22 protein-coding genes, 1 tRNA gene and 1 pseudogene are annotated in these 18,675 nt (G+C 66.2%); 13 read left to right on the top strand and 11 right to left on the bottom strand.

Annotated elements, in window-relative coordinates; all coding sequences use genetic code 11:
- Positions 1-89 precede the first annotated feature (89 nt).
- Positions 90-1,103, top strand: a pseudogene (locus tag AM590_RS19750) (RNA-guided endonuclease TnpB family protein); the annotation flags it as partial.
- Positions 1,104-1,152: 49 nt separating this feature from the next.
- Here the strand turns inward: AM590_RS19750 and AM590_RS04365 are convergent.
- The gene (locus AM590_RS04365) at positions 1,153-1,356 is read right to left on the bottom strand and encodes a DUF1328 domain-containing protein (protein ID WP_058826405.1); all 204 of its coding nucleotides are present in this window, start codon (positions 1,354-1,356) and stop codon (positions 1,153-1,155) included.
- Between the two features lie 525 nt (positions 1,357-1,881).
- Here AM590_RS04365 and AM590_RS04355 point away from each other — a divergent pair.
- Positions 1,882-2,550, top strand: coding sequence for a helix-turn-helix domain-containing protein (locus AM590_RS04355; protein ID WP_058826403.1), 669 nt, complete (start codon positions 1,882-1,884; stop codon positions 2,548-2,550).
- A gap of 127 nt (positions 2,551-2,677) precedes the next feature.
- Here AM590_RS04355 and AM590_RS04350 read toward each other — a convergent pair whose 3' ends face one another.
- From AM590_RS04350 to AM590_RS04335, 4 genes are all read right to left on the bottom strand, one after another.
- Positions 2,678-3,586, bottom strand: coding sequence for a serine/threonine-protein kinase RIO2 (locus AM590_RS04350; RefSeq protein WP_058826402.1), 909 nt, complete (start codon positions 3,584-3,586; stop codon positions 2,678-2,680).
- A gap of 201 nt (positions 3,587-3,787) precedes the next feature.
- On the bottom strand, positions 3,788-4,225 hold the full coding sequence (locus tag AM590_RS04345; RefSeq protein WP_216635670.1) for a hypothetical protein: 438 nt from the start codon (positions 4,223-4,225) through the stop codon (positions 3,788-3,790).
- 260 nt (positions 4,226-4,485) lie between these two features.
- On the bottom strand, positions 4,486-5,541 hold the full coding sequence (locus tag AM590_RS04340) for a sensor histidine kinase KdpD (RefSeq protein ID WP_058826400.1): 1,056 nt from the start codon (positions 5,539-5,541) through the stop codon (positions 4,486-4,488).
- A 48-nt stretch (positions 5,542-5,589) separates the two neighbouring features.
- Positions 5,590-6,240, bottom strand: a complete 651-nt coding sequence (locus AM590_RS04335) for a VOC family protein (protein WP_058826399.1) — start codon at positions 6,238-6,240, stop codon at positions 5,590-5,592.
- Between the two features lie 166 nt (positions 6,241-6,406).
- Between AM590_RS04335 and AM590_RS04330 the strand changes: the two genes are divergently transcribed.
- The 3 genes from AM590_RS04330 to AM590_RS04320 all read left to right on the top strand — a co-directional run bounded on the left by AM590_RS04330 (position 6,407) and on the right by AM590_RS04320 (position 9,097).
- Positions 6,407-7,234, top strand: a complete 828-nt coding sequence (locus AM590_RS04330) for a biotin/lipoate A/B protein ligase family protein (RefSeq protein ID WP_058826398.1) — start codon at positions 6,407-6,409, stop codon at positions 7,232-7,234.
- Between the two features lie 84 nt (positions 7,235-7,318).
- Positions 7,319-8,200: a deoxyribonuclease IV gene (locus AM590_RS04325; protein ID WP_058826397.1), complete on the top strand. Its 882-nt coding sequence runs from the start codon at positions 7,319-7,321 to the stop codon at positions 8,198-8,200.
- 99 nt (positions 8,201-8,299) lie between these two features.
- Complete coding sequence (locus tag AM590_RS04320) at positions 8,300-9,097, top strand: class I SAM-dependent methyltransferase (protein ID WP_253805853.1); 798 nt, start codon at positions 8,300-8,302, stop codon at positions 9,095-9,097.
- Positions 9,098-9,157: 60 nt separating this feature from the next.
- Here the strand turns inward: AM590_RS04320 and AM590_RS04315 are convergent, their stop codons facing one another.
- Entirely contained in the window at positions 9,158-9,796 is a 639-nt protein-coding gene (locus tag AM590_RS04315) for an NAD(P)-dependent oxidoreductase (RefSeq protein WP_058826396.1), read from the bottom strand.
- 144 nt (positions 9,797-9,940) lie between these two features.
- Between AM590_RS04315 and AM590_RS04310 the strand changes: the two genes are divergently transcribed.
- Positions 9,941-10,288: a helix-turn-helix domain-containing protein gene (locus AM590_RS04310; RefSeq protein WP_058826395.1), complete on the top strand. Its 348-nt coding sequence runs from the start codon at positions 9,941-9,943 to the stop codon at positions 10,286-10,288.
- Positions 10,289-10,306: 18 nt separating this feature from the next.
- Here AM590_RS04310 and AM590_RS04305 read toward each other — a convergent pair whose 3' ends face one another.
- The gene (locus tag AM590_RS04305) at positions 10,307-10,522 is read right to left on the bottom strand and encodes a zinc ribbon domain-containing protein (protein ID WP_058826394.1); all 216 of its coding nucleotides are present in this window, start codon (positions 10,520-10,522) and stop codon (positions 10,307-10,309) included.
- 75 nt (positions 10,523-10,597) lie between these two features.
- Here AM590_RS04305 and AM590_RS04300 point away from each other — a divergent pair, with 75 nt between their 5' ends.
- Entirely contained in the window at positions 10,598-10,873 is a 276-nt protein-coding gene (locus tag AM590_RS04300; protein ID WP_058826393.1) for a hypothetical protein, read from the top strand.
- Positions 10,874-10,898: 25 nt separating this feature from the next.
- On the opposite strand, the gene AM590_RS04295 is transcribed toward AM590_RS04300, so the two are convergent.
- Positions 10,899-11,546 (bottom strand): hypothetical protein, encoded by a 648-nt coding sequence (locus AM590_RS04295; protein ID WP_058826392.1) that lies wholly within the window; start codon positions 11,544-11,546, stop codon positions 10,899-10,901.
- 125 nt (positions 11,547-11,671) lie between these two features.
- Here AM590_RS04295 and AM590_RS04290 point away from each other — a divergent pair, with 125 nt between their 5' ends.
- Entirely contained in the window at positions 11,672-12,637 is a 966-nt protein-coding gene (locus AM590_RS04290) for a TIGR00269 family protein (protein ID WP_004973180.1), read from the top strand.
- A gap of 169 nt (positions 12,638-12,806) precedes the next feature.
- Here AM590_RS04290 and ftsZ read toward each other — a convergent pair whose 3' ends face one another.
- The 3 genes from ftsZ to AM590_RS04275 all read right to left on the bottom strand — a co-directional run bounded on the left by ftsZ (position 12,807) and on the right by AM590_RS04275 (position 15,014).
- A complete protein-coding gene (gene ftsZ, locus AM590_RS04285; RefSeq protein ID WP_058826391.1) occupies positions 12,807-14,018 on the bottom strand; it encodes a cell division protein FtsZ in 1,212 nt (403 codons plus the stop codon).
- A 2-nt stretch (positions 14,019-14,020) separates the two neighbouring features.
- A complete protein-coding gene (locus AM590_RS04280; protein ID WP_004973176.1) occupies positions 14,021-14,206 on the bottom strand; it encodes a ribbon-helix-helix domain-containing protein in 186 nt (61 codons plus the stop codon).
- 217 nt (positions 14,207-14,423) lie between these two features.
- Positions 14,424-15,014: a zinc ribbon domain-containing protein gene (locus AM590_RS04275; RefSeq protein ID WP_058826390.1), complete on the bottom strand. Its 591-nt coding sequence runs from the start codon at positions 15,012-15,014 to the stop codon at positions 14,424-14,426.
- A gap of 112 nt (positions 15,015-15,126) precedes the next feature.
- Between AM590_RS04275 and AM590_RS04270 the strand changes: the two genes are divergently transcribed.
- The 5 genes from AM590_RS04270 to AM590_RS04250 form a co-directional block, all read left to right on the top strand.
- Positions 15,127-15,200, top strand: a tRNA-Tyr gene (locus AM590_RS04270).
- 313 nt (positions 15,201-15,513) lie between these two features.
- The gene (locus AM590_RS04265) at positions 15,514-16,497 is read left to right on the top strand and encodes an aldo/keto reductase (RefSeq protein WP_058826389.1); all 984 of its coding nucleotides are present in this window, start codon (positions 15,514-15,516) and stop codon (positions 16,495-16,497) included.
- 75 nt (positions 16,498-16,572) lie between these two features.
- Complete coding sequence (locus tag AM590_RS04260; RefSeq protein WP_058826388.1) at positions 16,573-17,208, top strand: HAD family hydrolase; 636 nt, start codon at positions 16,573-16,575, stop codon at positions 17,206-17,208.
- Complete coding sequence (locus AM590_RS04255; RefSeq protein ID WP_058826387.1) at positions 17,199-18,107, top strand: CobD/CbiB family cobalamin biosynthesis protein; 909 nt, start codon at positions 17,199-17,201, stop codon at positions 18,105-18,107. Before AM590_RS04260 ends, AM590_RS04255 begins: the two co-directional genes overlap by 10 nt.
- On the top strand, positions 18,098-18,675 hold a 578-nt coding region (locus AM590_RS04250; protein ID WP_058826386.1), incomplete at its 3' end, for an adenosylcobinamide-GDP ribazoletransferase. The genes AM590_RS04255 and AM590_RS04250, both read left to right, overlap by 10 nt.

The raw sequence follows: 18,675 nt of genomic DNA, 5'->3' as shown, positions 1-18,675 counted from the left end.
CTCAGAAGATCCACAAGCAACGACCGATCCTTCGAGAACAGCTCGCTACCACCATCCAACCGACTGCTGAGGCTTAGCTAAAGACCAATGTCCGAACGTACATTCGGAACACGTCGTACTCTGTCGAGTGGGGCGAATACTCCCGGCTCGAAATCCTCGTCGGCCAAGACCTGAAAGAGGAGTACGGTCTTGGATACTGCGAGAGGCTTCGGCTCGAAGTCCGGGGCGAACCCAACTGGAAAGAGTACGACAAGCAAGGTCGGTTGGAGTTGTTCTGGGACGAGAACGCACAGACATTCAGGGCCTTTCAGCCAGTCACTATCGACAATTCTCGACTGGTACACCCACTGGCGGACGAAACCGCCGCTCTGGATATTGGTGCAAACAACCTCGTCGCCTGCACGACCACGACCGGCACGCAACTGCTGTACGAGGGACGCGACCTGTTCGAGCGGTTCCGCGAGACGACGCGAGAAATCGCCCGTCTGCAATCCAAACTCTGCGAGGGGCGGTACTCCTCAAACCGAATACGGTCGCTGTACCGACGCCGGACGCGCCGACGCGACCACGCACAAGTCGCTCTTGTCCGTGACCTCATCGAAAGGTTGCACGGCGAAGGCGTTTCGACGGTGTACCTCGGGTCGTTGACGGACGTACTCGATACGCACTGGTCGGTGGAGACGAACGCCAAGACGCACAACTTCTGGGCGTTCCGCGCGTTCATCAACCGCCTCGCCTGTACCGCCGAGGAGTATGGTATCTCGGTGGAGGTTCGTTCGGAAGCATGGACCTCTCAAGAGTGTCCGAACTGCGGTTCAACAGATCGGACGACACGCCACCGCGACACGCTGACGTGCCCGTGCGGTTTCGAGGGCCACGCAGACCTCACAGCGTCCGAAACGTTCCTGAGACGTCATCAGAACTCAGAACGTTCTGATTGGCGAACGAGACACGGTGTGTCTCGTCAACGGCAGACCGACGTAGCACGGCCGATGGCACGGCCCGTGTGCCTCAAGTGGAACGACCACGACTGGTCAGAGTCACCACGCTCTTGTTCCAACGAGGAGCGCACGAACCCGCAAGTTGCCTCCGTGGGTTGGTAAGCGATACCCCCAGCGAGAGGAAACCCCGGCGTTCGCGCCGGGGAGGATGTCATAGGAGGAATGTGACGACGGCCAGCACGAGGAAGATGACGACGAGGATGCGCGCGACTTTCATCGAGAGCCCCGTGATTCCACGGAAGCCGGCGAGCCCGGCGACGAGGGCCAAAACGAGGAACACGACGGCGTAGTAGAGGAACCCGCCGCCGCCCTGCAGCGGCGTGAGCGCGGCGACTCCGAGCGCCGAGAGCGTCATCGTCCGGCGGTGGGCCGCGTGCCCCCGCGTTTCACCTCCCGCACGTGTGCGACGGGTTTCGGCGGCTTCGGAGCGCGAGCGTCCCCGGTCTCATCGGCGTGAACTGTGTGTCTCATCGCGTTCGTGATTGCCTCTCACACACAATGAGGCCGGTCCCTGCATTGGCAAGGTTCGGTCCATCGTGGGCGTGCTTTGCCGACCCGACCCCGACTTAGCGACGGTTCACCGCTTCGGCGGCGAGTTGCGCCACGAATCCGGCGCTGCTCCACCGGAGCGAGAACGCTCCGGCAGCCATCAATAGCACTCCCCGTTTGGTTCGCCCCTTCGCCAGCGCTCTGGCCCCCGCGACGACCGAGGTTACCGCGCTCAGCGTTCTCGTCCACTTCGAGTCCAGCAGTTGGCGTCCAATCACGTTCTGAACGTGTATCCGGAGCAGTGTAACAGGCGGGCTTGCGTGTGCCCCGGGCCGCCCGCCGGGCGATGGCCGCCCGCAGACAAATGTACCACGCTCGCCTACCCACCGCCATGGCAACTATCGTACGGGGAGCGATTCCGTCCGAAGAATTCGCGTTAGGCCACACGCTCTCCGCGCTTCCGGGCGTCGAAATCGAGTGCGAGCGTATCATCGAGAGCGGAGAACACTCCGTGATGCCCCTCGTGTGGATTCGTCACGCCGACCGCTCGGACATCGACGACGCCCTGCGAGAAGACCCGTCGGTCGACGAAGTCACCTGTCTCTCGGAGTTCGACGACGAATTCCTCTACCGGATGGCGTGGGTCGACCACGTCCACCTGCTCCTGCAGATGATAACGAACTCTCACGCGACGATTCTCGACGCGTACGGCTGGGGCGACGAGTGGCAGTTCCGCATACTCTACCCGGCTCGCGACGACTTCGCGCGGACGCACGACTTCGCGGCGGAACACGGGCTGAGATTCGAAATCGAGTCGATTCGAGAGATGGACGCCGAACCGGCCGGACGGTACGGTCTCACCGAAAGCCAGTTCGAGGCGCTCGTGACGGCGGCGCGAGAGGGCTACTTCGAAGTGCCCCGGCGAATCTCGCTCTCCGAACTGGCCGACAAGATGGGTATTTCGCATCAGTCGCTCTCCGAGCGAATCAGGCGGGGAACGGATGCGCTCGTCGAAGACTCTCTGCTCATCGGGTCGGTCCCGGACGATTTCCGGGACTGAGACGCCGGATTCGGGATTTCATATCGCGGTATGTGATTTATTCTCTCGTCGAGCGGCCCCTCGTCGAGCGAGAGCGGTAGCTGACGCTCGCAACGGGTGACACGCGGTGTCGCCGAGCGAGCGGCCGTCAGGCGTAGGTTGCGACGCTCTCGAACTCGTTTTCGGCGATGGCGGCCGAGAGCGCGTCGATGTCCACGTCGTCGGGCATCTCGCCGGGGTACTTGCGGCGGAAGTAGCCGACGATGTTCTTCGCGTCGCGCGCGAGGAGTTCGCGGGCGTTGTCGTGGTCGGTCGGGACGGCCTGCGGCCAGTCGAAGACCGTGATGCCGCGCTCGCCGACTGCGACGTTGTACTCGGACATGTCGGCGTGGACGTAGCCGGCTTCGTAGGCGTCGGCCATCTCCGAGAGAATCAGGTCGAGGACGCCCGTCACCTGCTCGGATTCGAGTTTCGCCTTGGCGAGTTCGACGCCGTCGAGTTTCGCCATGATGATGGCGTGGCGATTGTGGTCGACTGGGCGCGGCACCGACACCTGCGGAAAGAGGGTTTCGAGCGCCTCGTACTCTCGCTCGGCCGCCTTGCGGGCGGTGTAAAGCCACGAGACGTGGTGGTTCTCGGAGGTGTAGTCGCGCTCGCGGCGGACCTCGCGGAAGTTGGTGTACCCCTCGCGGTGGAACTTGAGCGCGAGCGGCTTGAACGACTGCACCTCGAACACGTCGCTTTCCTTGCCGACGCCGAGGGGCGCGCCGAACCCTTGGATGGTGTCTCGCTGGGCGAAGGTCCGGAGGGCGAGCGCGTCGTACCCCTCGACCGTGAGCTTGTACCCCTCGTACTGGATGGTCTTGCGCTCGATGAGCTCGCGGGTCATACAGCGGTCGATTCGGTAGTCGACCTCCTCGGCGGTCAGCCCCGAGTTCTTCGGGAGCTTCTCGCGGTTGACCCACTCGCTGAAGCGCATGCCCTGCTCGACGCCCGAGAGGAGGTAGAAGTCCTCGGGCTCGAGTTCGGCCATGACGCCGGCGACGTTCCGTACCATGCACGTCCGTCCGTCGGCGAGGCGTAAAAGGCCCGCGAGTCGGCGAACGTCGCCGCGATAAATCACATGCGACGATACGAAATGTGGTTTTGAACGACTGACCCACAGTTTCGGCGGGGGAGTCTGGAAGATAGGCGTCTCGCGTCGACTGATACTCTCTCCATTTTCTGTCACGAGCAGCGTGCAAGACGGAGAGAGTCGTCAGGAGTGTCGTCTCACTATCGAGACGGAGCCGGTTCCCGATAGCCCGTGATGACCGTCCTCAGTTCGTTCCCATTCGAGCCGCCCTTCTGATTCATCGCCATCGAAGCCGGTCTCTTCAGTGGGGAACTGCAGGACGAGGTCATCCAGTCCGTCCCCGTTCACATCCTCGATATGACCGCCGTGTGCTGGTCGGGCGCCGCCCCCCTCGCCAACAACATCGGGGGCGCCGAACCGATACCTGACATCCTCACTCGTCGGGTCGAAGTCGTCCGTCTGAAGGACGGCCACCGGAACGACGCCACGGCTGTTCGGGTTAATCGAGTTGTCTTCACTTCCCGGCTTGATATCGATGGTCAGGTCCGCTGGGAAGTGGGCGGCTGCGTGGCCACTAAACGCACCGACTCCCACTGCGGTCGCTGCAGTGACCGTGCTCACGCGCAGAAAGCCGCGACGAGAGACCGACGATGTGTCTTCTGGTTCCGTGGCTGATTGTTTGGAGTTGTCGTGAGTTGGTTGGTTCATTCCATCCAGTTCCTCACGCCTCGGTTGAATGAGGTCTGTGGCCCCGTTCTCGAAAATCGGGTAGCCGTGACAGCATCCACACTGTAGTTCATACGATCATCTACTGAACGGCTGATTCAAGCAGTAAAATCGAGCAAATAACTCACGTGTCAGCCGTCTTCGAGGCTGTGGACTCACGCCACGTCGAGGTGGAACTCGACGACTGCGCCCTCGTCCTCTTCGGTCTTCGGGAGGCGGAGTTCGCCGCCGTAGGCCTCCACAATCCACTTCGAGAGCCAGAGCCCCAGCCCGTTGCCGTGGGCGAGGTCGCTCTCTTCGACGTTCTGCTCGATGAGTTCGCGCTGGTGGTTGGGGATGCCCGGCCCGTCGTCGGCCACGCGGACGACGACTTGACTCCCGACGCGTTCGTACTCGATTTCGACCGTCGGAGCCGGACCGGCGTGTTCGAGCGCGTTCTCGACGACCTCGCGGAACGCGATTTTTAGCTTCTTCCCGCCGACGACCGTCGCTGGACCGTCGCCGCGGACGGTGATGGTCGCCTCCGGGTTGGCCGCCGAGCGGTCGTCGACGAGCGGGTCGAGAAGCGCCCGGAGGTCGACCGTCTCACCCTCGGGTTCGCTGTCGACGAGTTGGGTGACGGTCTTGACCTGGTCGCTCATCGTTCCGAGGTCGTCGCCGGTCGCTTTCAGGCGCTCGCCGATGCGGACGGTCTCGTCGTCGCCGCCGTCGGTCGCGAGTTGGTCGCCCCAGCCGAGGAGCAACTGCGCGGTGTGCCGGAGGTTGTGGCGGACGAGTCGGTTGATGACCGCCGACCGCTTGTACTGTTCCGATAGCTCGCGGGTCCGAATCCGGCGCACGTCGTTGAGGCCGATGAGGACGTGCGCGACGGCGCTCACGCCGACGACCACGGCCGCGCTGAAAAGCGGCTCGCTGACCGTTCCGCCCGCGGCCTGCTGGTAGCTCCCGATGAGCGCGAGGACGAACACGGTGACGACGACGCCGAGAAGGTTCCAGCCGGCGACGCGGGCGATGTGGATGGTCTTGAGGTCGCTTCGGTAGACGACGGGGCCGACGGCGACGAAGAGCACCGAGATGAGGAGGCCGAAGGCCGCGGCGACGAGGCCGGCGAGGTCGGATGCGACCGAGGCGACGCTGTTCGAGACGATGACGAACAGGGCCACTCCGGTGAGACTGAGGGACCCCGCACTAACGAGACGAGAGACGTTCACAGTTCGTTGACTCTCGTAGAAGTAATAACGCTTCTTTGAAACGAGTTGTCACTCGACGTTGACGCGGTACGGGAGCCCCTCGGGGTCGAAGACGCCGTCGGCGTCGCACTGCGCCGACACCGGGCCGACGGTCGCCTCGCTGTCGGTCGGATACCACGGGCGGCCGACCGGCGAGACGACGAAGCGGGCGTCTCGATCGCCGACGAACACGAGGTCGCCGCCCTCGAACGACTCCATCGGCTCGATGCCGAGCGCCTCGGTCAGTGCCGCCACGAACGACTCCACGTCGGGGACGGCCATGCCCACCTCGGTCGCGCCACGAAGGTCCGTCGCCGGGTCGAACTCGCCCGCGGCGTCGCCGTCGTAGCAGACGTACTCGATGACGTTGCCCTCGGGGTCCTCGAAGTAGACGGAGTCGCAGCCGAGGAAGTCGAACCGGATGCTCGGCCCCTCGTCGGTATCGAGCACGTCTACGCCCGTGCGCTCGTCCAGCCACGCGATCACGGAGTCCACTGCGGCGGCGACGGTGAACGCGAGGTGGCCGGGGTCGGTGTCGCCGAGTTCGAACCACAGGGTCGTCTCCCCGGCGGTCGCCGAGCGTTGTGACCCGGTGACCGGCGCGAACCCGAGCGTCTCGACGTAGAACTCACACAGCGAGATGGGGTCTGTCGCGGCGAGGGCGACGCGGTTGAACTTCATGGGTTCACGTCACCGCGACGCGGTTTAACGGAATCGCTCGCGTCGGCCGCATCGGTCGGCGGTCGGCGCCGGTCGCCCGACTGGTACCCGTCGCGACGAGGCCGGGCGGCCCGCGGCGGTGGCCGAGCGTCGAAATCGCTTTCTCCCGGATGGACGAAGCCGACGTATGAACGACTCGCAGGGGTCGATTGCCGACCGCGAGTGGCGGGTGATTCGCGAGGAGGTCCGACCGGGACCGATGCAGATGGCGCTCGACGAGGTTGCGGGCGAGACGGCCGCCGCGGGCGGCCCCCGGACCGTCCGCGTCTACTCGTGGGAGCCGAGTTGCCTCTCGCTGGGCTACGGACAGGACCCCGAGACCGTCGATTGGGACTACTGCGACCGCGAGGGAATCGACGTGACTCGCCGGCAGACCGGCGGTGGCGGCATCTACCACGACCGCCACGGCGACGTGGCCTACTCCATCGCCGCGCCGAAATCGGAGCTGCCGGGCGACCTCATGGACTGCTACCACCTCCTGTGCGAGCCGATTCTCGACGCGATTCGCGCGGTCGGCGTGGACGTGGATTTCGTCGACGACGACGTGCCCGTCATCTGGCACCCCGCCTGCTATCTGCGGGCGCTCCACCCCGCCCACGACATGGTCGCCGCGGGCCGGAAAGTCGCGGGCAACGCCCAGTACCGCCGCCGCGACGGTGTCGTCCAGCATGGGTCGCTCACCTACTCGGTGGACGCCGAGACTCACCTCGACGTGTTCGACGGTCACGACGTGACGCCCGAAGCGTTTCGGGAGCGCGTCGTCGGCATCGACGAACTCGCAGACGCCTCCCGCGAGGAGTTCGTCGCGGCGCTCACCGAATCGCTCTCGGGATTCGTCGACGCCGACGAGGGGTCGTGGACCGACGACGAACTCGACCGGGCGCGCGCGAAGGTCGACGAGAAATACCGCGCTGACGACTGGGTGCGCCGCCGTCCGGGGGCGCGGTCCGACTGACCGGCCGCCATCGCCATTAACATCGTCGTCGCCGTCGCCGCCGACTCCGAAGTCCCTTTGTTCGGGTACGCCGTCGGACTCTGCATGCAAGTCGGCGCACACGTCTCGATGTCCAGTTCGAAGGTCTCGTCCGACGACGAGACGCCACCGCACGGTAACGTCGCCAACGCCGTCTTCCGGCAGGTCGCCTTCGGCGGCAACTGCGGGCAGATTTTCACCACCTCGCCGCAGGTGTGGCGCGACCCCGACATCTCCGACGAGGAGGCCGAACTGTTCCGCGAGCAGACCGCCGACAAACTGGCGGGCCCGTGGGTCATCCACTCGTCGTACCTCGTCAACCTCTGTACGCCCAAAGACGGCCTCCGGCAGAAGTCGCTGGACTCGATGCAGACGGAGGTCGACATGGCCGACAAACTCGGCATCGAGTACGTGAACGTCCACCTCGGGGCCCACACCGGCGCGGGCGAACAGCAGGGCCTCGACAACGCCGTCTCCGTCCTCGACGACCTCGACATCCCCGACGGCGTCACCGTCCTCATCGAGTCCGACGCGGGGTCGGGCACGAAGATGGGCGACGACTTCGCCCACCTCGGCTACGTCCTTGAAGAGTCCGAACAGGACCTCGACGTCTGTCTCGACACCGCCCACGCGTTCGCCGCGGGCTACGACCTCTCGACGGCCGCGGGCGTCGACGAGACGTTCGAGGAACTCGACGCCGAGGTCGGCCTAGAGCACCTCAAGTGCGTCCACCTCAACGACTCGAAACACGAGTGCGGGACGAACAAGGACGAACACGCCCTCATCGGCGAGGGCCTCATCGGCGAGGAGGGCATGCGCGCGTTCATCAACCACGACGCCATCGTCGACAACGACGTGCCGCTCGTCTTGGAGACGCCCACCGAGGACGGCAAGGGCTTCGCGTGGAACATCGACCGCGTCCGCGAACTCCGCGCCGACGCGGAGTAAGGCGCCGAACGGGGGCTGTCGAGGCCGCTATCGGCTGCCGCTGCGTCCCCGCATCGACTGATTCGACTGTTTTTTGGGTCGTCGCGCCCGACACCGCGTGTGCGACGTTTCTCCGAATCGTACCTCCGGCGGACGCGAGAAGGTATGTGGGACGACTCCCGCGCGGCCCTCGCCGACCTCGACCTCGACGGTCGGACCCGCGTCCTCGACGTTGGCTGCGGGACCGGCGAGTTCACGCGCGTCCTCGCGGAGGCCTCGGACGCCCGCGTCGTCGGCGTCGACGCCGACACCGACCTGCTTTCAGTCGCCGCCGACCGCGCCGGAATCGAGACGGTCGCAGGCGACGCGACTCGGCTCCCCTTCGCCGTCGACAGTTTCGATTTGGTCGTCTGTCAGGCGCTCCTCGTGAACCTCCCCGACCCGACGGCCGCGCTCAGCGAGTTCGCCCGCGTCTCGTCTGACCTCGTGGCGACGGTCGAACCCGACAACGCCGCCGTCGGCGTCGACTCGACCGTCGAGTCCGAGGCCGCGCTCGACCGCCGGGTCAGAGACGCCTTCCGCGAGGGCGTGGCGACCGACGTGGCGCTCGGCGACCGCGTCCGCGGGCTGTTCGACGACGCCGGCCTGTCGGTCGTCGGAACCCGCCGGTACCACCACCGCAAGCTGACCGAGCCGCCGTACGACGACCACGACGTGCGGAGCGCGGCCAAGAAGGCGACCGGCGAGGGGTTGGACCGCTACGAGGCCGACCTCCGCCGGGGACTCGACGACGACTCCTACGAGTCCGTCCGACGGGAGTGGCGGAAGATGGGCCGCGAGGTCGTCCAGCAGATTCGAGACGAGGAGTACCGCCGGGCCGAGGTCGTCCCGTTCGACGTGACGACGGGCCGGGTGTAGTCGGGGCCGCTCGACGGGCCGAGATGGCCGAGTCACCGGCCGAAAAACGAGTCCGTCTGTTTAGTAGCCGACCGCGAGCTGTTCGTGGACGGCGTCGCCGCTCTCCAGTTCGTCCGCGAACGCGATGGCGAAGTCCTCCATGGAGATACGGCTCTCGCCGTCCTCGTCGGCGACGAGTTCGCCGAGCGCGGTCCGGAACTCGCCGGTCCGCTCGCCGGGTTCGATGAGCGCCGCGGGCGCGACGTAGGTCCACTGCAGGTCGTCGGCGTCTTCGAGCAGGCCGTACGCCTCGATGGCGGCGCTGGCGACGGGCTTCCACTCTTCGGGGAACTCCGGCGAGTCGATGAGTCGCGTGTCGGGGGCGACGTTCAGGATGCCCGCGCCACCGGTCCAGACGAGGCGGTCGACCGAGGCGCGGCGCATCCCGTCGACCACGGCGTCGAGCATCTCGACGAGAACCTCCGGCGACTCGTCGTCGCTCGGGCCGAGCGCGGAGGCGACCGCGTCGTGGCCCGCGGCGAGTCGCGCGAGTTGGTCGGCGTCGGTCGCGTCGCCGGCGACCGCCGAGAAGTCGGGGTCGTCGATGCTGTCGATTTCGCCGCTTCGGGAGACGCCGGTGACCGCGTGTCCGCGATTCAGGAGTTCGTTGGCGATTCGCGTGCCGATTCGGCCGCTCGCACCGAGGAGGAGTACATTCATGATGAGATGGTGTGGGTGTGTAGTGAGTCGTGCGTCGTGTTCGTCGTCCGGTTCGCCGCGACGATGCGGTCACATCGTCATACTTGGTCAAGGGGAGTGAGTTTAATATACCTAAGCGAACCTCGGTGTGAGTAGGTCACGTCGATGTCACCGCACCAGAACCTCGAAACGAAGTACGAACAGTGTCCGGTCATCAAGACGCTCGAAGAAATCGGCTCGCGGTGGCGGATGACGGTCATCCACGTGCTGCGCGAGGGCGACCTCCGGTTCAACGAACTCAAGCGCGCGAGCGGCGCGAACTCCCAGACGCTCTCGCGCGTGCTGGACGACCTCCAAGAGCTGGGGTACGTCGAGCGGGAGGTCGAAGACGGCAGTCCAATCGCGGTGTACTACTCGCTCACCCAGAAGGGCGAGGAACTGCTCCCGGCGTTCGACGATATCTCCGAGTGGGGCGAAAAATGGATGTCTGCGGACGGCGGTGCGGAGTCGTAAACGGCGGAGCGCGGGCGCTCAGCCGAGGAACAGGTCGACGAAGTTGCCGTTCGACTGGCCGCGGTAGAGTTCCGAGTAGCCGCAGTTCGCACACGAGACGACGGTGAACTGGCGGTTCTGGATGTCGAACATCTTCGAGAGGCCGCTTCCCGTGGTTGCGATGGAGTCGATTTCAGTCTCGGAGTGGCCGCACTTCGGACAGCCGTCGCGGTCGGCATTTGGTGGAGGGCTCATGTTGAGTAGTTGAACTACTCCTGTGAAAAAACCATCCCCAAAACGATTTCCTGTCTCCCGCCCGCGAGTACGCACATGTCCGTCGGTGGCCTCGTGTTCTTCCTCTTTGCCCTCCTCAGCATCAGTGCCGCAATCGCCCTCTACGCCGGGATTCAAGCCGAGACGCGCGACCCGCCGACGATGAGTCGCGAGGAGGCGGAGCGCCGCGCCCGCGACGAGGGGATGCGCTACAACGAACAGCACGGTCGGGGGACCGACCGCCGCCCGAACGAGAACGACCGGAGTGAGGGCGCTGGTTGGGGCTCCGACCGCACTGACGACCGCGACCGCGACGACGCCCGCGACTGGTAGCGTCGCCTCCGGTTCGGTTCCGGCCTCAGACCACGTCGCCGCGGACTGACGTACCGGTCTGTTCGGCCCGATAGGCTCGCATCGCCTCGACGGCCGTCTCGGCCTCGTCGCCTTCCAGTCCGAGCATCTCCAGCGCGCCCGAGAGCGTCGGGAAGGCGAACTCGCTGTTCCGGAGTTTCGACATCGCGTCGGGCGAGCGCTGGCCGTCGGCGTAGAGGCAGACGCCGCGGGGGTCGAGAATTTGCTCGTAGGCCTCGCGGGCGACCGCGCCCTTCAGCCGCTGGGTGACGTTGTCCTCGAACGAGGCGTTGCACACTTCGAGGTGAACCGGTTCATCGTCGTCGGGGAGCAGGTGGGCGGCGAGACACTTCTCGGGGGCTGCGTAGCCGTTCGCGTTGGCTCGTAGTAGGTCGGGGTGCTCGCGCGCCCACTCGGCGCGGACGCTCTTGCCGACGCCCTTCACGCCGTGGGACTGCTCGAACGTCTCGGCCGCGTCGGGGTCGCCGCGGAGGAGGATGTCTTTCGTCACGTACACGTCGAGTCGGTCGAGGGGGTCGAGGCCGAGCGCCACGTCGCCGTAGACCCACACCTCGCGGACCGGAACGGGGAGCGTCTCGGACTCGACGGCGTCGACGACGGCGTCGACTCGGTCGAGGGCGGCGTCTCTGTCCATCGACTGTCCGTGGGGTTCGGAGGGTCAAACCGGTTGCGACCGCGTCCGACGGAGACGCCGGTCGAGCGAGCGCCGCCCGCCCCGAGGCGAAACCCGTATCCCTCCCGCCGGGCAAGCGACCGGCAATGGAGTGCGACAAGTGCGGCCGCGACGCGGTGATGCACGCGGCTTACTCCGGGGCCCATCTCTGCGAAGACCACTTTTGCGCCTCGGTCGAGAAACGCGTGCGCCGCCGCATCCGCGAGGACAACATGCTCCCCCGCGACGCCAGCCCCGAGAACCCACAGACGTGGGTCATCGGACTCTCCGGCGGGAAGGACAGCGTCGTCCTCACACACATCCTCGACGACACGTTCGGGCGCGACCCGCGCATCGAACTCGTCGCCCTCACCATCCACGAGGGTATCGAGGGCTACCGCGACAAGTCCGTCGACGCCTGCGTCGAACTCGCCGAGGACCTCGATATCCACCACGAACTGGTCACCTACGAAGACGAGTTCGGCGTCCAGATGGACGACGTGGTCGAGAAAGACCCCGAGAACATGGCCGCCTGCGCCTACTGCGGCGTGTTCCGCCGCGACCTGCTCGAACGCTTCGCCGACGAGCTCGGGGCGGACAAACTGCTCACGGGCCACAACCTCGACGACGAGGCGCAGACGGCGCTCATGAACTTCTTCGAGGGCGACCTCAAGCAGGTCGCAAAGCACTTCGACGCCAGTATCGGCGACTTCGAGAAGCGCCGCGACGCCGGTGAGTTCATCCCGCGGGCCAAGCCGCTTCGCGACGTGCCCGAAAAGGAAGTCGCGCTCTACGCCCACCTGAAGGACCTCCCGGCGCACATCACCGAGTGCCCCCACTCCTCGGAGGCCTACCGCGGCGAGATTCAACAGTTGCTGTTGAAACTCGAAGAGAACCACCCCGGAACCCGCCACTCCATCATGGCGGGCTACGAGGAGTTGGCCGAACTGACCGCCCGCGAGTACCGCGGCGAGGGTCGCGTCGACCTCAACGACTGCGAGCGCTGCGGGTCGAAGACCGCCGGCGACGTCTGTCGGAAGTGCCGGCTCATCGAGTCGATAGAAGCGGTCTGAGCGGTACGGAACTCCGTTTTTCGTCGTGTCTTACGAGTCAGACAGCACCGGGTGACGGCGCATCGACCGAGTCGGCGGCAACGCTCACGGTCGAAAAACCACGTCAGCGAAAAAGAACCCACGAGTCACCCGACGGGCGCGGCGGCGTCCGCGCGGGTCTGACAGGGCGTTACCGGATGACGTCGAGACCGTTGTTCTTCTCGACTTCGTCGCGGCCGCCGTCGGACCACGTGCCGCTCTGCGCCGTCTGGGCTCGTTCCGAGCTATCGAATTCCGAATTCGAACCCGAGCGCTGCTGTTGCTGCGACTCGCGCGATTGGATGCTCTGACGCGACTTGTCGGCCTGCTTCTGCGTCGTCGGGCCGAGGACCTGTGCGGACTGGACGCCCGTCATGATGGCCATGACGCGGACTTTCCCCTTGTACTCGTCCTGAATGCGAGCGCCCCAGATGACGTTCGCGGCGGCTTCCAGTCGTTCGGTGATGTTGCTCGCGATTCCCTCGGCCTCCTTCAGGGTGAGGTCGGGGCCGCCCGTGATGTGGACGAGACCACCGGACGCACCGCGGTAGTCCACGTCGAGTAGCGGGTGGTTCATCGCGTCGTTGACCACCTCTTGGGTCTTGTTCTTGTCTTGGGTCTCGCCGACGAGCATCACCGCGACGCCGCCTTGGTTCATGATGGTCGACATGTCGGCGTAGTCGAGGTTGATGAGCGACGGTTGGGTGATGGTCTCCGAGATGCCCTTGACGGTCTCGGCGATAATCTGGTCCATGACCGAGAACGCCTTGCCGATGGGCAGGTTCGGGACGTAATCGAGGAGGCGGTTGTTGTCCAGCACGATGATGGAGTCGGCCTCGTTGCGGAGGTTTTCGAGTCCCTCCTCGGCCTTGACCGTGCGGGCGCGCTCGACGTTGAACGGAGTCGAGACCATGCCCACGACGATTGCGCCCTGCTCCTTTGCGATCTTCGCGACGACGGGGGCCGCACCGGTACCGGTGCCACCACCCATCCCCGCGGTGACGAACACGAGGTCGGCGTCGCCGAGCACGTCTTTGATCGTGCCCTGTGCCATCTCGGTCGCACGTTCACCCATCGACGGGTCACCACCGGCACCGAGACCCTGCGTCAGGGACTTCCCGACGAGGATTTTCGTGTCCGCTTCGATCATCTTCAGGTGCTGCTTGTCGGTGTTGATGGCGACCGTGTCGGCCCCCTCGACACCGATGTTGTACAGGCGGTTGATGGTGTTGTTGCCAGCACCACCGGCGCCGACGATGACGATTCGCGGGTCACCGAACTGGTCGTCGCTGTCTTCGAGCGACGACTGCGTCTTGCGCTCGGCCTCGTCCCGTTCCATCGCCTCGCGAACGATATCCTGCATAGTTACACCTTTGCCCAGCCGCGCTTGCTGGTAGATTCGCGCTGTCGCTTGTCAGTAGTCTGTTCGTTGAGCATATCGCGAACGGCTGAACGGATGGCTTCGGATCGGTTCGGGAACTCTCCCGTCTCGACCATCCGCTCGACCTCCTCGATTTGCTGCTTCGGAATTCGTAGTGTCACACGCTCCATGTTTACATTCCCCCGGTAAGACGGCGCGCCGCACTCGTGTGCGAGTGTCTTACACCCGAAAACCGACGGACGACGCCGGGATGCGGGCCGCCGTCGGGTGGCTGTAAGACAACCGTCTTACGCGATAATCACCACAGAGGGATAGAATATAAATGTAACGGCGATTGTAAGACAGGGCTGAATATCCCGTATAGGACGCTTTAATCGCCGGTTATGCTCATTCCAGAACGTCGGCTGCGGGCGTCCGGCGACCGCAGTCGGGGCAGAACGCCCAGTCGGAGCGGAGTTCGTCGCCGCACTCGCAGAACACGCGATGGGAGGTTTTCTCGCCGCAGTTCGGGCAGTACACGTGGTCCTTCCCCACGGATTCGCCACATTGGCCACAGCTCATCTCGCGGTCGTCAGCCTTTGACGACTGCAGTTCGTCCCGTGTCTTACGAACCGTATTCGGGTTTTCTTCCCGGGCTACACCCGCGTTTACGCGCGATTCGCCGTTCGAACCATCGACGTTGATGTTGACGTTCAGGTCCGAGGGTGTCGGACGCTCGGACTCGCGGGCCGCCGCCGCTTCCTCGACGAGCGTCGGGAGTCGTTCGTCGAGTCGCTCGTCGACGAGTTCCTCGACCCGCGCCGAGAGCGCGCCGTCGAGGCCGTCGGTGTCGGACGCGTCGTCGTCCGCGGCGTCGTCACGTTCCAGTTCGTCGAGATACTGGCGGAGCGCCTCGCGCATCACCTCGCTCTTCGAGGTGTCGAGGCGGTCCAGACGCTCGACGAGGGCGTCGTCGGCGCGGAACGTGATCTTACTCATTACTCCGGGATTATCTCGGCGGCATATCAATGTTCGCACGTGTCTGACACACAGCACACGCGGCGGCGAGAATGATAATGGTTAAACGCATCGACCGGATAGCAATCGGTGACCGCTCTTAGCTCAGCCTGGCAGAGCAGCCGACTGTAGATCGGCTTGTCCCCCGTTCAAATCGGGGAGAGCGGATTTTGCTTGCAAAATCCGGTCGAGCCGGTTTGAGCAGGTCAGTCGCAGCGCGTGAACGAAGTGAACGCGTCGTCTGACTGGGTTCAAATCGGGGAGCGCGGACTGAACTTCAACACCCGCGAACGCAGCGAGCGGTGTTGAATGTGAAGGGCTTCTCGACCCGAATTGAGCAGCGAGCAACGCGAAGCGTTGCGAGTGAGTTCAAATCGGGGAGCGCGGTCAGATTTCTCCCTCGTCAGAACCCTCACGAACAATCGGCGAATATCTCGCCGGGACCCCGTCATTTACCCCCGTCTGTTCGAAACCGAACGCTATGGATTCTCGACCGCTCGGTACGACTGGATTTGATGTCTCTGAGGTCGCGCTGGGGACGTGGCAGCTCGGCGGTAGCTGGGGCCCGGTGACCGACGAGGAAGCGTACGACGCCATCGAAGCCGCGCTCGACGCGGGCATCAACTTCCTCGACACCGCGGACGTGTACGGCGACGGCGACAGCGAACGCCGAATCGGCGACGTGCTCGCCGACCGCGACGACGACGTCACCGTCGCCACCAAGGCGGGGCGACGACTCGACCCGCACGAGGCGGACGGCTACAACCGCGAGAACCTCGAACGGTTCGTGGACCGAAGCCGGGACAACCTCGGGATGGACACCCTCGACCTCGTTCAACTCCACTGCCCGCCGCGAGACGTGTACTACCGACCCGAGGTGTTCGACGCCCTCTCGGACCTCCGCGACGCTGGAAAGATAGACCACTACGGCGTGAGCGTCGAGAAGGTCGAAGACGGCCTCAAGGCCATCGAGTACGACGGCGTCGAGACGGTACAGATAATCTTCAACCCGCTTCGACAGCGACCCGCTGAGCTGTTCTTCCGGGAAGCACAGCGCCGGAACGTCGGCGTTATCGTCCGCGTCCCGCTCGCGTCGGGGCTGCTCACCGGTGCCCTCTCCGAGGACGCCGAGTTCGGCGAGGACGACCACCGGAACTACAACCGAAACGGCGAGGCGTTCGACGTGGGCGAGACGTTCGCGGGAATCCCGTTCGAAGACGGCCTCGCCGCCGCGGACGCGATACAGGAGGTCGTCCCCGAGGGCGTTTCGCTCGCGCAGTTCACGCTCCGCTGGATTCTCTCGTTCGACGCCGTGAGCACCATCATCCCCGGGTCGAAGACGCCGGCGCACATCCGCGACAACGTCGCCGCGGCGTCGCTCCCGCCGCTGTCGGCGGACCAGTTCGAACGCGTCGAAGAGGCGTACGACGCGTACGCGCGCGAACACGTTCACCATCGCTGGTGAACCGCCGGCGAGCGAGGGTGCCGGCGAATCCCTCGCTTCGCTATATTCAAGTACAGTTTCGCCAATGAAATTCTAGTGGCAGTCACGTTCGACCTCTTCGGTACGCTCGTCGACGCCGAGTACCCGTCAGACCCCGGCGCGGCGGTCGCAGACGCGCTCCGCGAGTACGGCGTCGCCGTCCCCGACGACTGGGACGACGCCTACCGCGAGGTCCACATCGACGCGCCCGAGGGCGCGGAGGTCCCGCTTCCGGCCCACGTCGCCGCGGCGCTCCGCTCTCGGGGCGTCGATTCGCCGGATAACGCCGCCCGACGCGCGGTCATCACGGCGTTCGACCCCGAGGTGACCACCCGTCCCGGCGCGGTCGAAGCGGTCGCTGCTGCCCGCGAGGCCGGCCCGGTCGGCCTCCTCTCGAACTGTTCCGTTCCCGAACTCGTCGCTCGGACGCTCATCCGGTCGGACCTCGACCGGCGCGGCTTCGACGACATCACGACGAGCGTCGCCTGCGGCTGGCGGAAGCCTCACCGGCAGGCGTTCGAGGCGGCGGCCCGCGGGCTCGGCGTCGACGCGGCCGAACTGGTCCACGTCGGCGACGACCCGGACTCCGACGGCGGCATCGAGGCGGTCGGCGGCCGATTCGTGAACCTCCGGGAGACGACGCTCGAATCGGTCGCGGCGAGACTGCGCACCGGGGAGGACCCGTGCCCGTGACCGCCGCGGCCGCCGTCGTCGCCGCCGCGGCGCTGGACCGGGGGTTCGCCGAACCGCCGACGCGCGTCCACCCGGTCGCGCTGTTCGGCCGACTCGTCTCGCCCGTCGACCGCGAGTGGTCCCGTCCGACGCTCGTCGGCGGGGTCGCGGCCGTCGCGCTCCCGGTGCTCCCCGCGGACGTCGCCGCGGGTGCGACGTGGGCCGCGACACTCGTCTCGCCGTGGCTCGGCGCGGCCGTCGCCGCGCTCGCGCTGTTTTCGACCACGAGCCTTCGGATGCTTCTCGACGCGGCCGAAGCGGTCGTCTCGGCTACGGCGGATGAGTCCGACCTCGACGCCGCCCGATACGAACTCCGGGCGCTGGCCGGGCGCGACCCGTCGTCGCTCTCGGCGGCCGACATCCGGAGCGCCGCCGTCGAGAGCGCCGCGGAGAACCTCGCCGACGGGCTCGTCGCCCCGTTGCTCGCGTTTACGCTCCTCGCGCCCGTCTCGCTCCCGCTCGCGGTGGGCGCGGCCGCGTGGGTGAAGGGCGTCAACACGCTCGATTCGATGCTCGGCTACCGACACAAGCCGGTCGGTCGCGTGCCGGCCCGCCTCGACGACGCGGTGATGTGGCTCCCGTCGCGCGTCTCGGCCGTCTTACTGGCCGTCGTCGCCGGCGCGCCGGCCACGGTGACGCGAGTCGGCGAACTGGCGCGGCGGACGTCGTCGCCCAACTCGGGGTGGCCGATGGCGACGCTCGCGGTCCTCCTTGAGACGCGACTGGAAAAGCCCGGCCACTACCTGCTCGACGGGGGGCCCGAAGCACCTGACGCGGCGACCGCCGCGCGGGGCATCCGACTCGTCTCACGGGCCGGCCTCCTCGCGTTCGCCGTCGCGGGGGTGGTCGCGTGGTTCTGACCGCGCTTCGCGGCGCGCTCGGCTTCCTCACCCGCCTCCCCGTCGGCGGCGACGAGTCGAACTGGGACGCCTTCAGGTGCGCGCCCGTGGCGTTTCCGCTCGCCGGCTACGTCGTCGGCGCGCTGGTCGCGCTCCCGTTGTTGCTCCCGCTGCCGATTCCGACCGCGGCCGCGCTGTACCTCGTGACGCTGTATCTCGTGACCGGCGTCACCCACGCCGACGGCCTCGCGGACCTCGGTGACGCCGCGGTCGTCCACGGCGACGCCGACCGGCGGCTGTCGGTCCTGAAGGACTCCCAGACTGGCGTGGGCGGTCTGCTCGCGTTCGGTCTGACGCTCGTCGTCCTCGCGCTCGGCGCGTTCGGCCTCGCGGGGGCGGGCGGTCGCGTCGGCCTCACGGCCGCCGTCGCAATCGCGCTCGCCGCCGAGGTCGGCGCGAAAGCCGGCATGGCGACGCTGGTCTGTCTCGGCGCGCCCGCACACGAGGGGCTCGGCTCGGCGCTCGTCGGCGAGAACAGCCCCGCGGGGCTGCTCGCCGTCGCCGTGGCCTGTCTCCCGGTCGTTGCGCT

The sequence above is a fragment of the Haloferax sp. Q22 genome (assembly GCF_001482285.1).
In the GTDB taxonomy this organism is placed as follows: domain Archaea; phylum Halobacteriota; class Halobacteria; order Halobacteriales; family Haloferacaceae; genus Haloferax.
This window is presented reverse-complemented; position numbering and strand designations above follow the sequence as displayed.

What these genes read in the sequence shown, in the direction of transcription:
- AM590_RS04365 (WP_058826405.1), bottom strand. Translation starts at nt 1,356, where the DNA reads ATGACGCTCTCGGCGCTCGGAGTCGCCGCGCTCACGCCGCTGCAGGGC.
- AM590_RS04355 (WP_058826403.1), top strand. Translation starts at nt 1,882, where the DNA reads ATGGCAACTATCGTACGGGGAGCGATTCCGTCCGAAGAATTCGCGTTA.
- AM590_RS04350 (WP_058826402.1), bottom strand. Translation starts at nt 3,586, where the DNA reads ATGGTACGGAACGTCGCCGGCGTCATGGCCGAACTCGAGCCCGAGGAC.
- AM590_RS04335 (WP_058826399.1), bottom strand. Translation starts at nt 6,240, where the DNA reads ATGAAGTTCAACCGCGTCGCCCTCGCCGCGACAGACCCCATCTCGCTG.
- AM590_RS04330 (WP_058826398.1), top strand. Translation starts at nt 6,407, where the DNA reads ATGAACGACTCGCAGGGGTCGATTGCCGACCGCGAGTGGCGGGTGATT.
- AM590_RS04325 (WP_058826397.1), top strand. Translation starts at nt 7,319, where the DNA reads ATGCAAGTCGGCGCACACGTCTCGATGTCCAGTTCGAAGGTCTCGTCC.
- AM590_RS04315 (WP_058826396.1), bottom strand. Translation starts at nt 9,796, where the DNA reads ATGAATGTACTCCTCCTCGGTGCGAGCGGCCGAATCGGCACGCGAATC.
- AM590_RS04310 (WP_058826395.1), top strand. Translation starts at nt 9,941, where the DNA reads ATGTCACCGCACCAGAACCTCGAAACGAAGTACGAACAGTGTCCGGTC.
- AM590_RS04305 (WP_058826394.1), bottom strand. Translation starts at nt 10,522, where the DNA reads ATGAGCCCTCCACCAAATGCCGACCGCGACGGCTGTCCGAAGTGCGGC.
- AM590_RS04300 (WP_058826393.1), top strand. Translation starts at nt 10,598, where the DNA reads ATGTCCGTCGGTGGCCTCGTGTTCTTCCTCTTTGCCCTCCTCAGCATC.
- AM590_RS04295 (WP_058826392.1), bottom strand. Translation starts at nt 11,546, where the DNA reads ATGGACAGAGACGCCGCCCTCGACCGAGTCGACGCCGTCGTCGACGCC.
- AM590_RS04290 (WP_004973180.1), top strand. Translation starts at nt 11,672, where the DNA reads ATGGAGTGCGACAAGTGCGGCCGCGACGCGGTGATGCACGCGGCTTAC.
- ftsZ (WP_058826391.1), bottom strand. Translation starts at nt 14,018, where the DNA reads ATGCAGGATATCGTTCGCGAGGCGATGGAACGGGACGAGGCCGAGCGC.
- AM590_RS04280 (WP_004973176.1), bottom strand. Translation starts at nt 14,206, where the DNA reads ATGGAGCGTGTGACACTACGAATTCCGAAGCAGCAAATCGAGGAGGTC.
- AM590_RS04275 (WP_058826390.1), bottom strand. Translation starts at nt 15,014, where the DNA reads ATGAGTAAGATCACGTTCCGCGCCGACGACGCCCTCGTCGAGCGTCTG.
- AM590_RS04265 (WP_058826389.1), top strand. Translation starts at nt 15,514, where the DNA reads ATGGATTCTCGACCGCTCGGTACGACTGGATTTGATGTCTCTGAGGTC.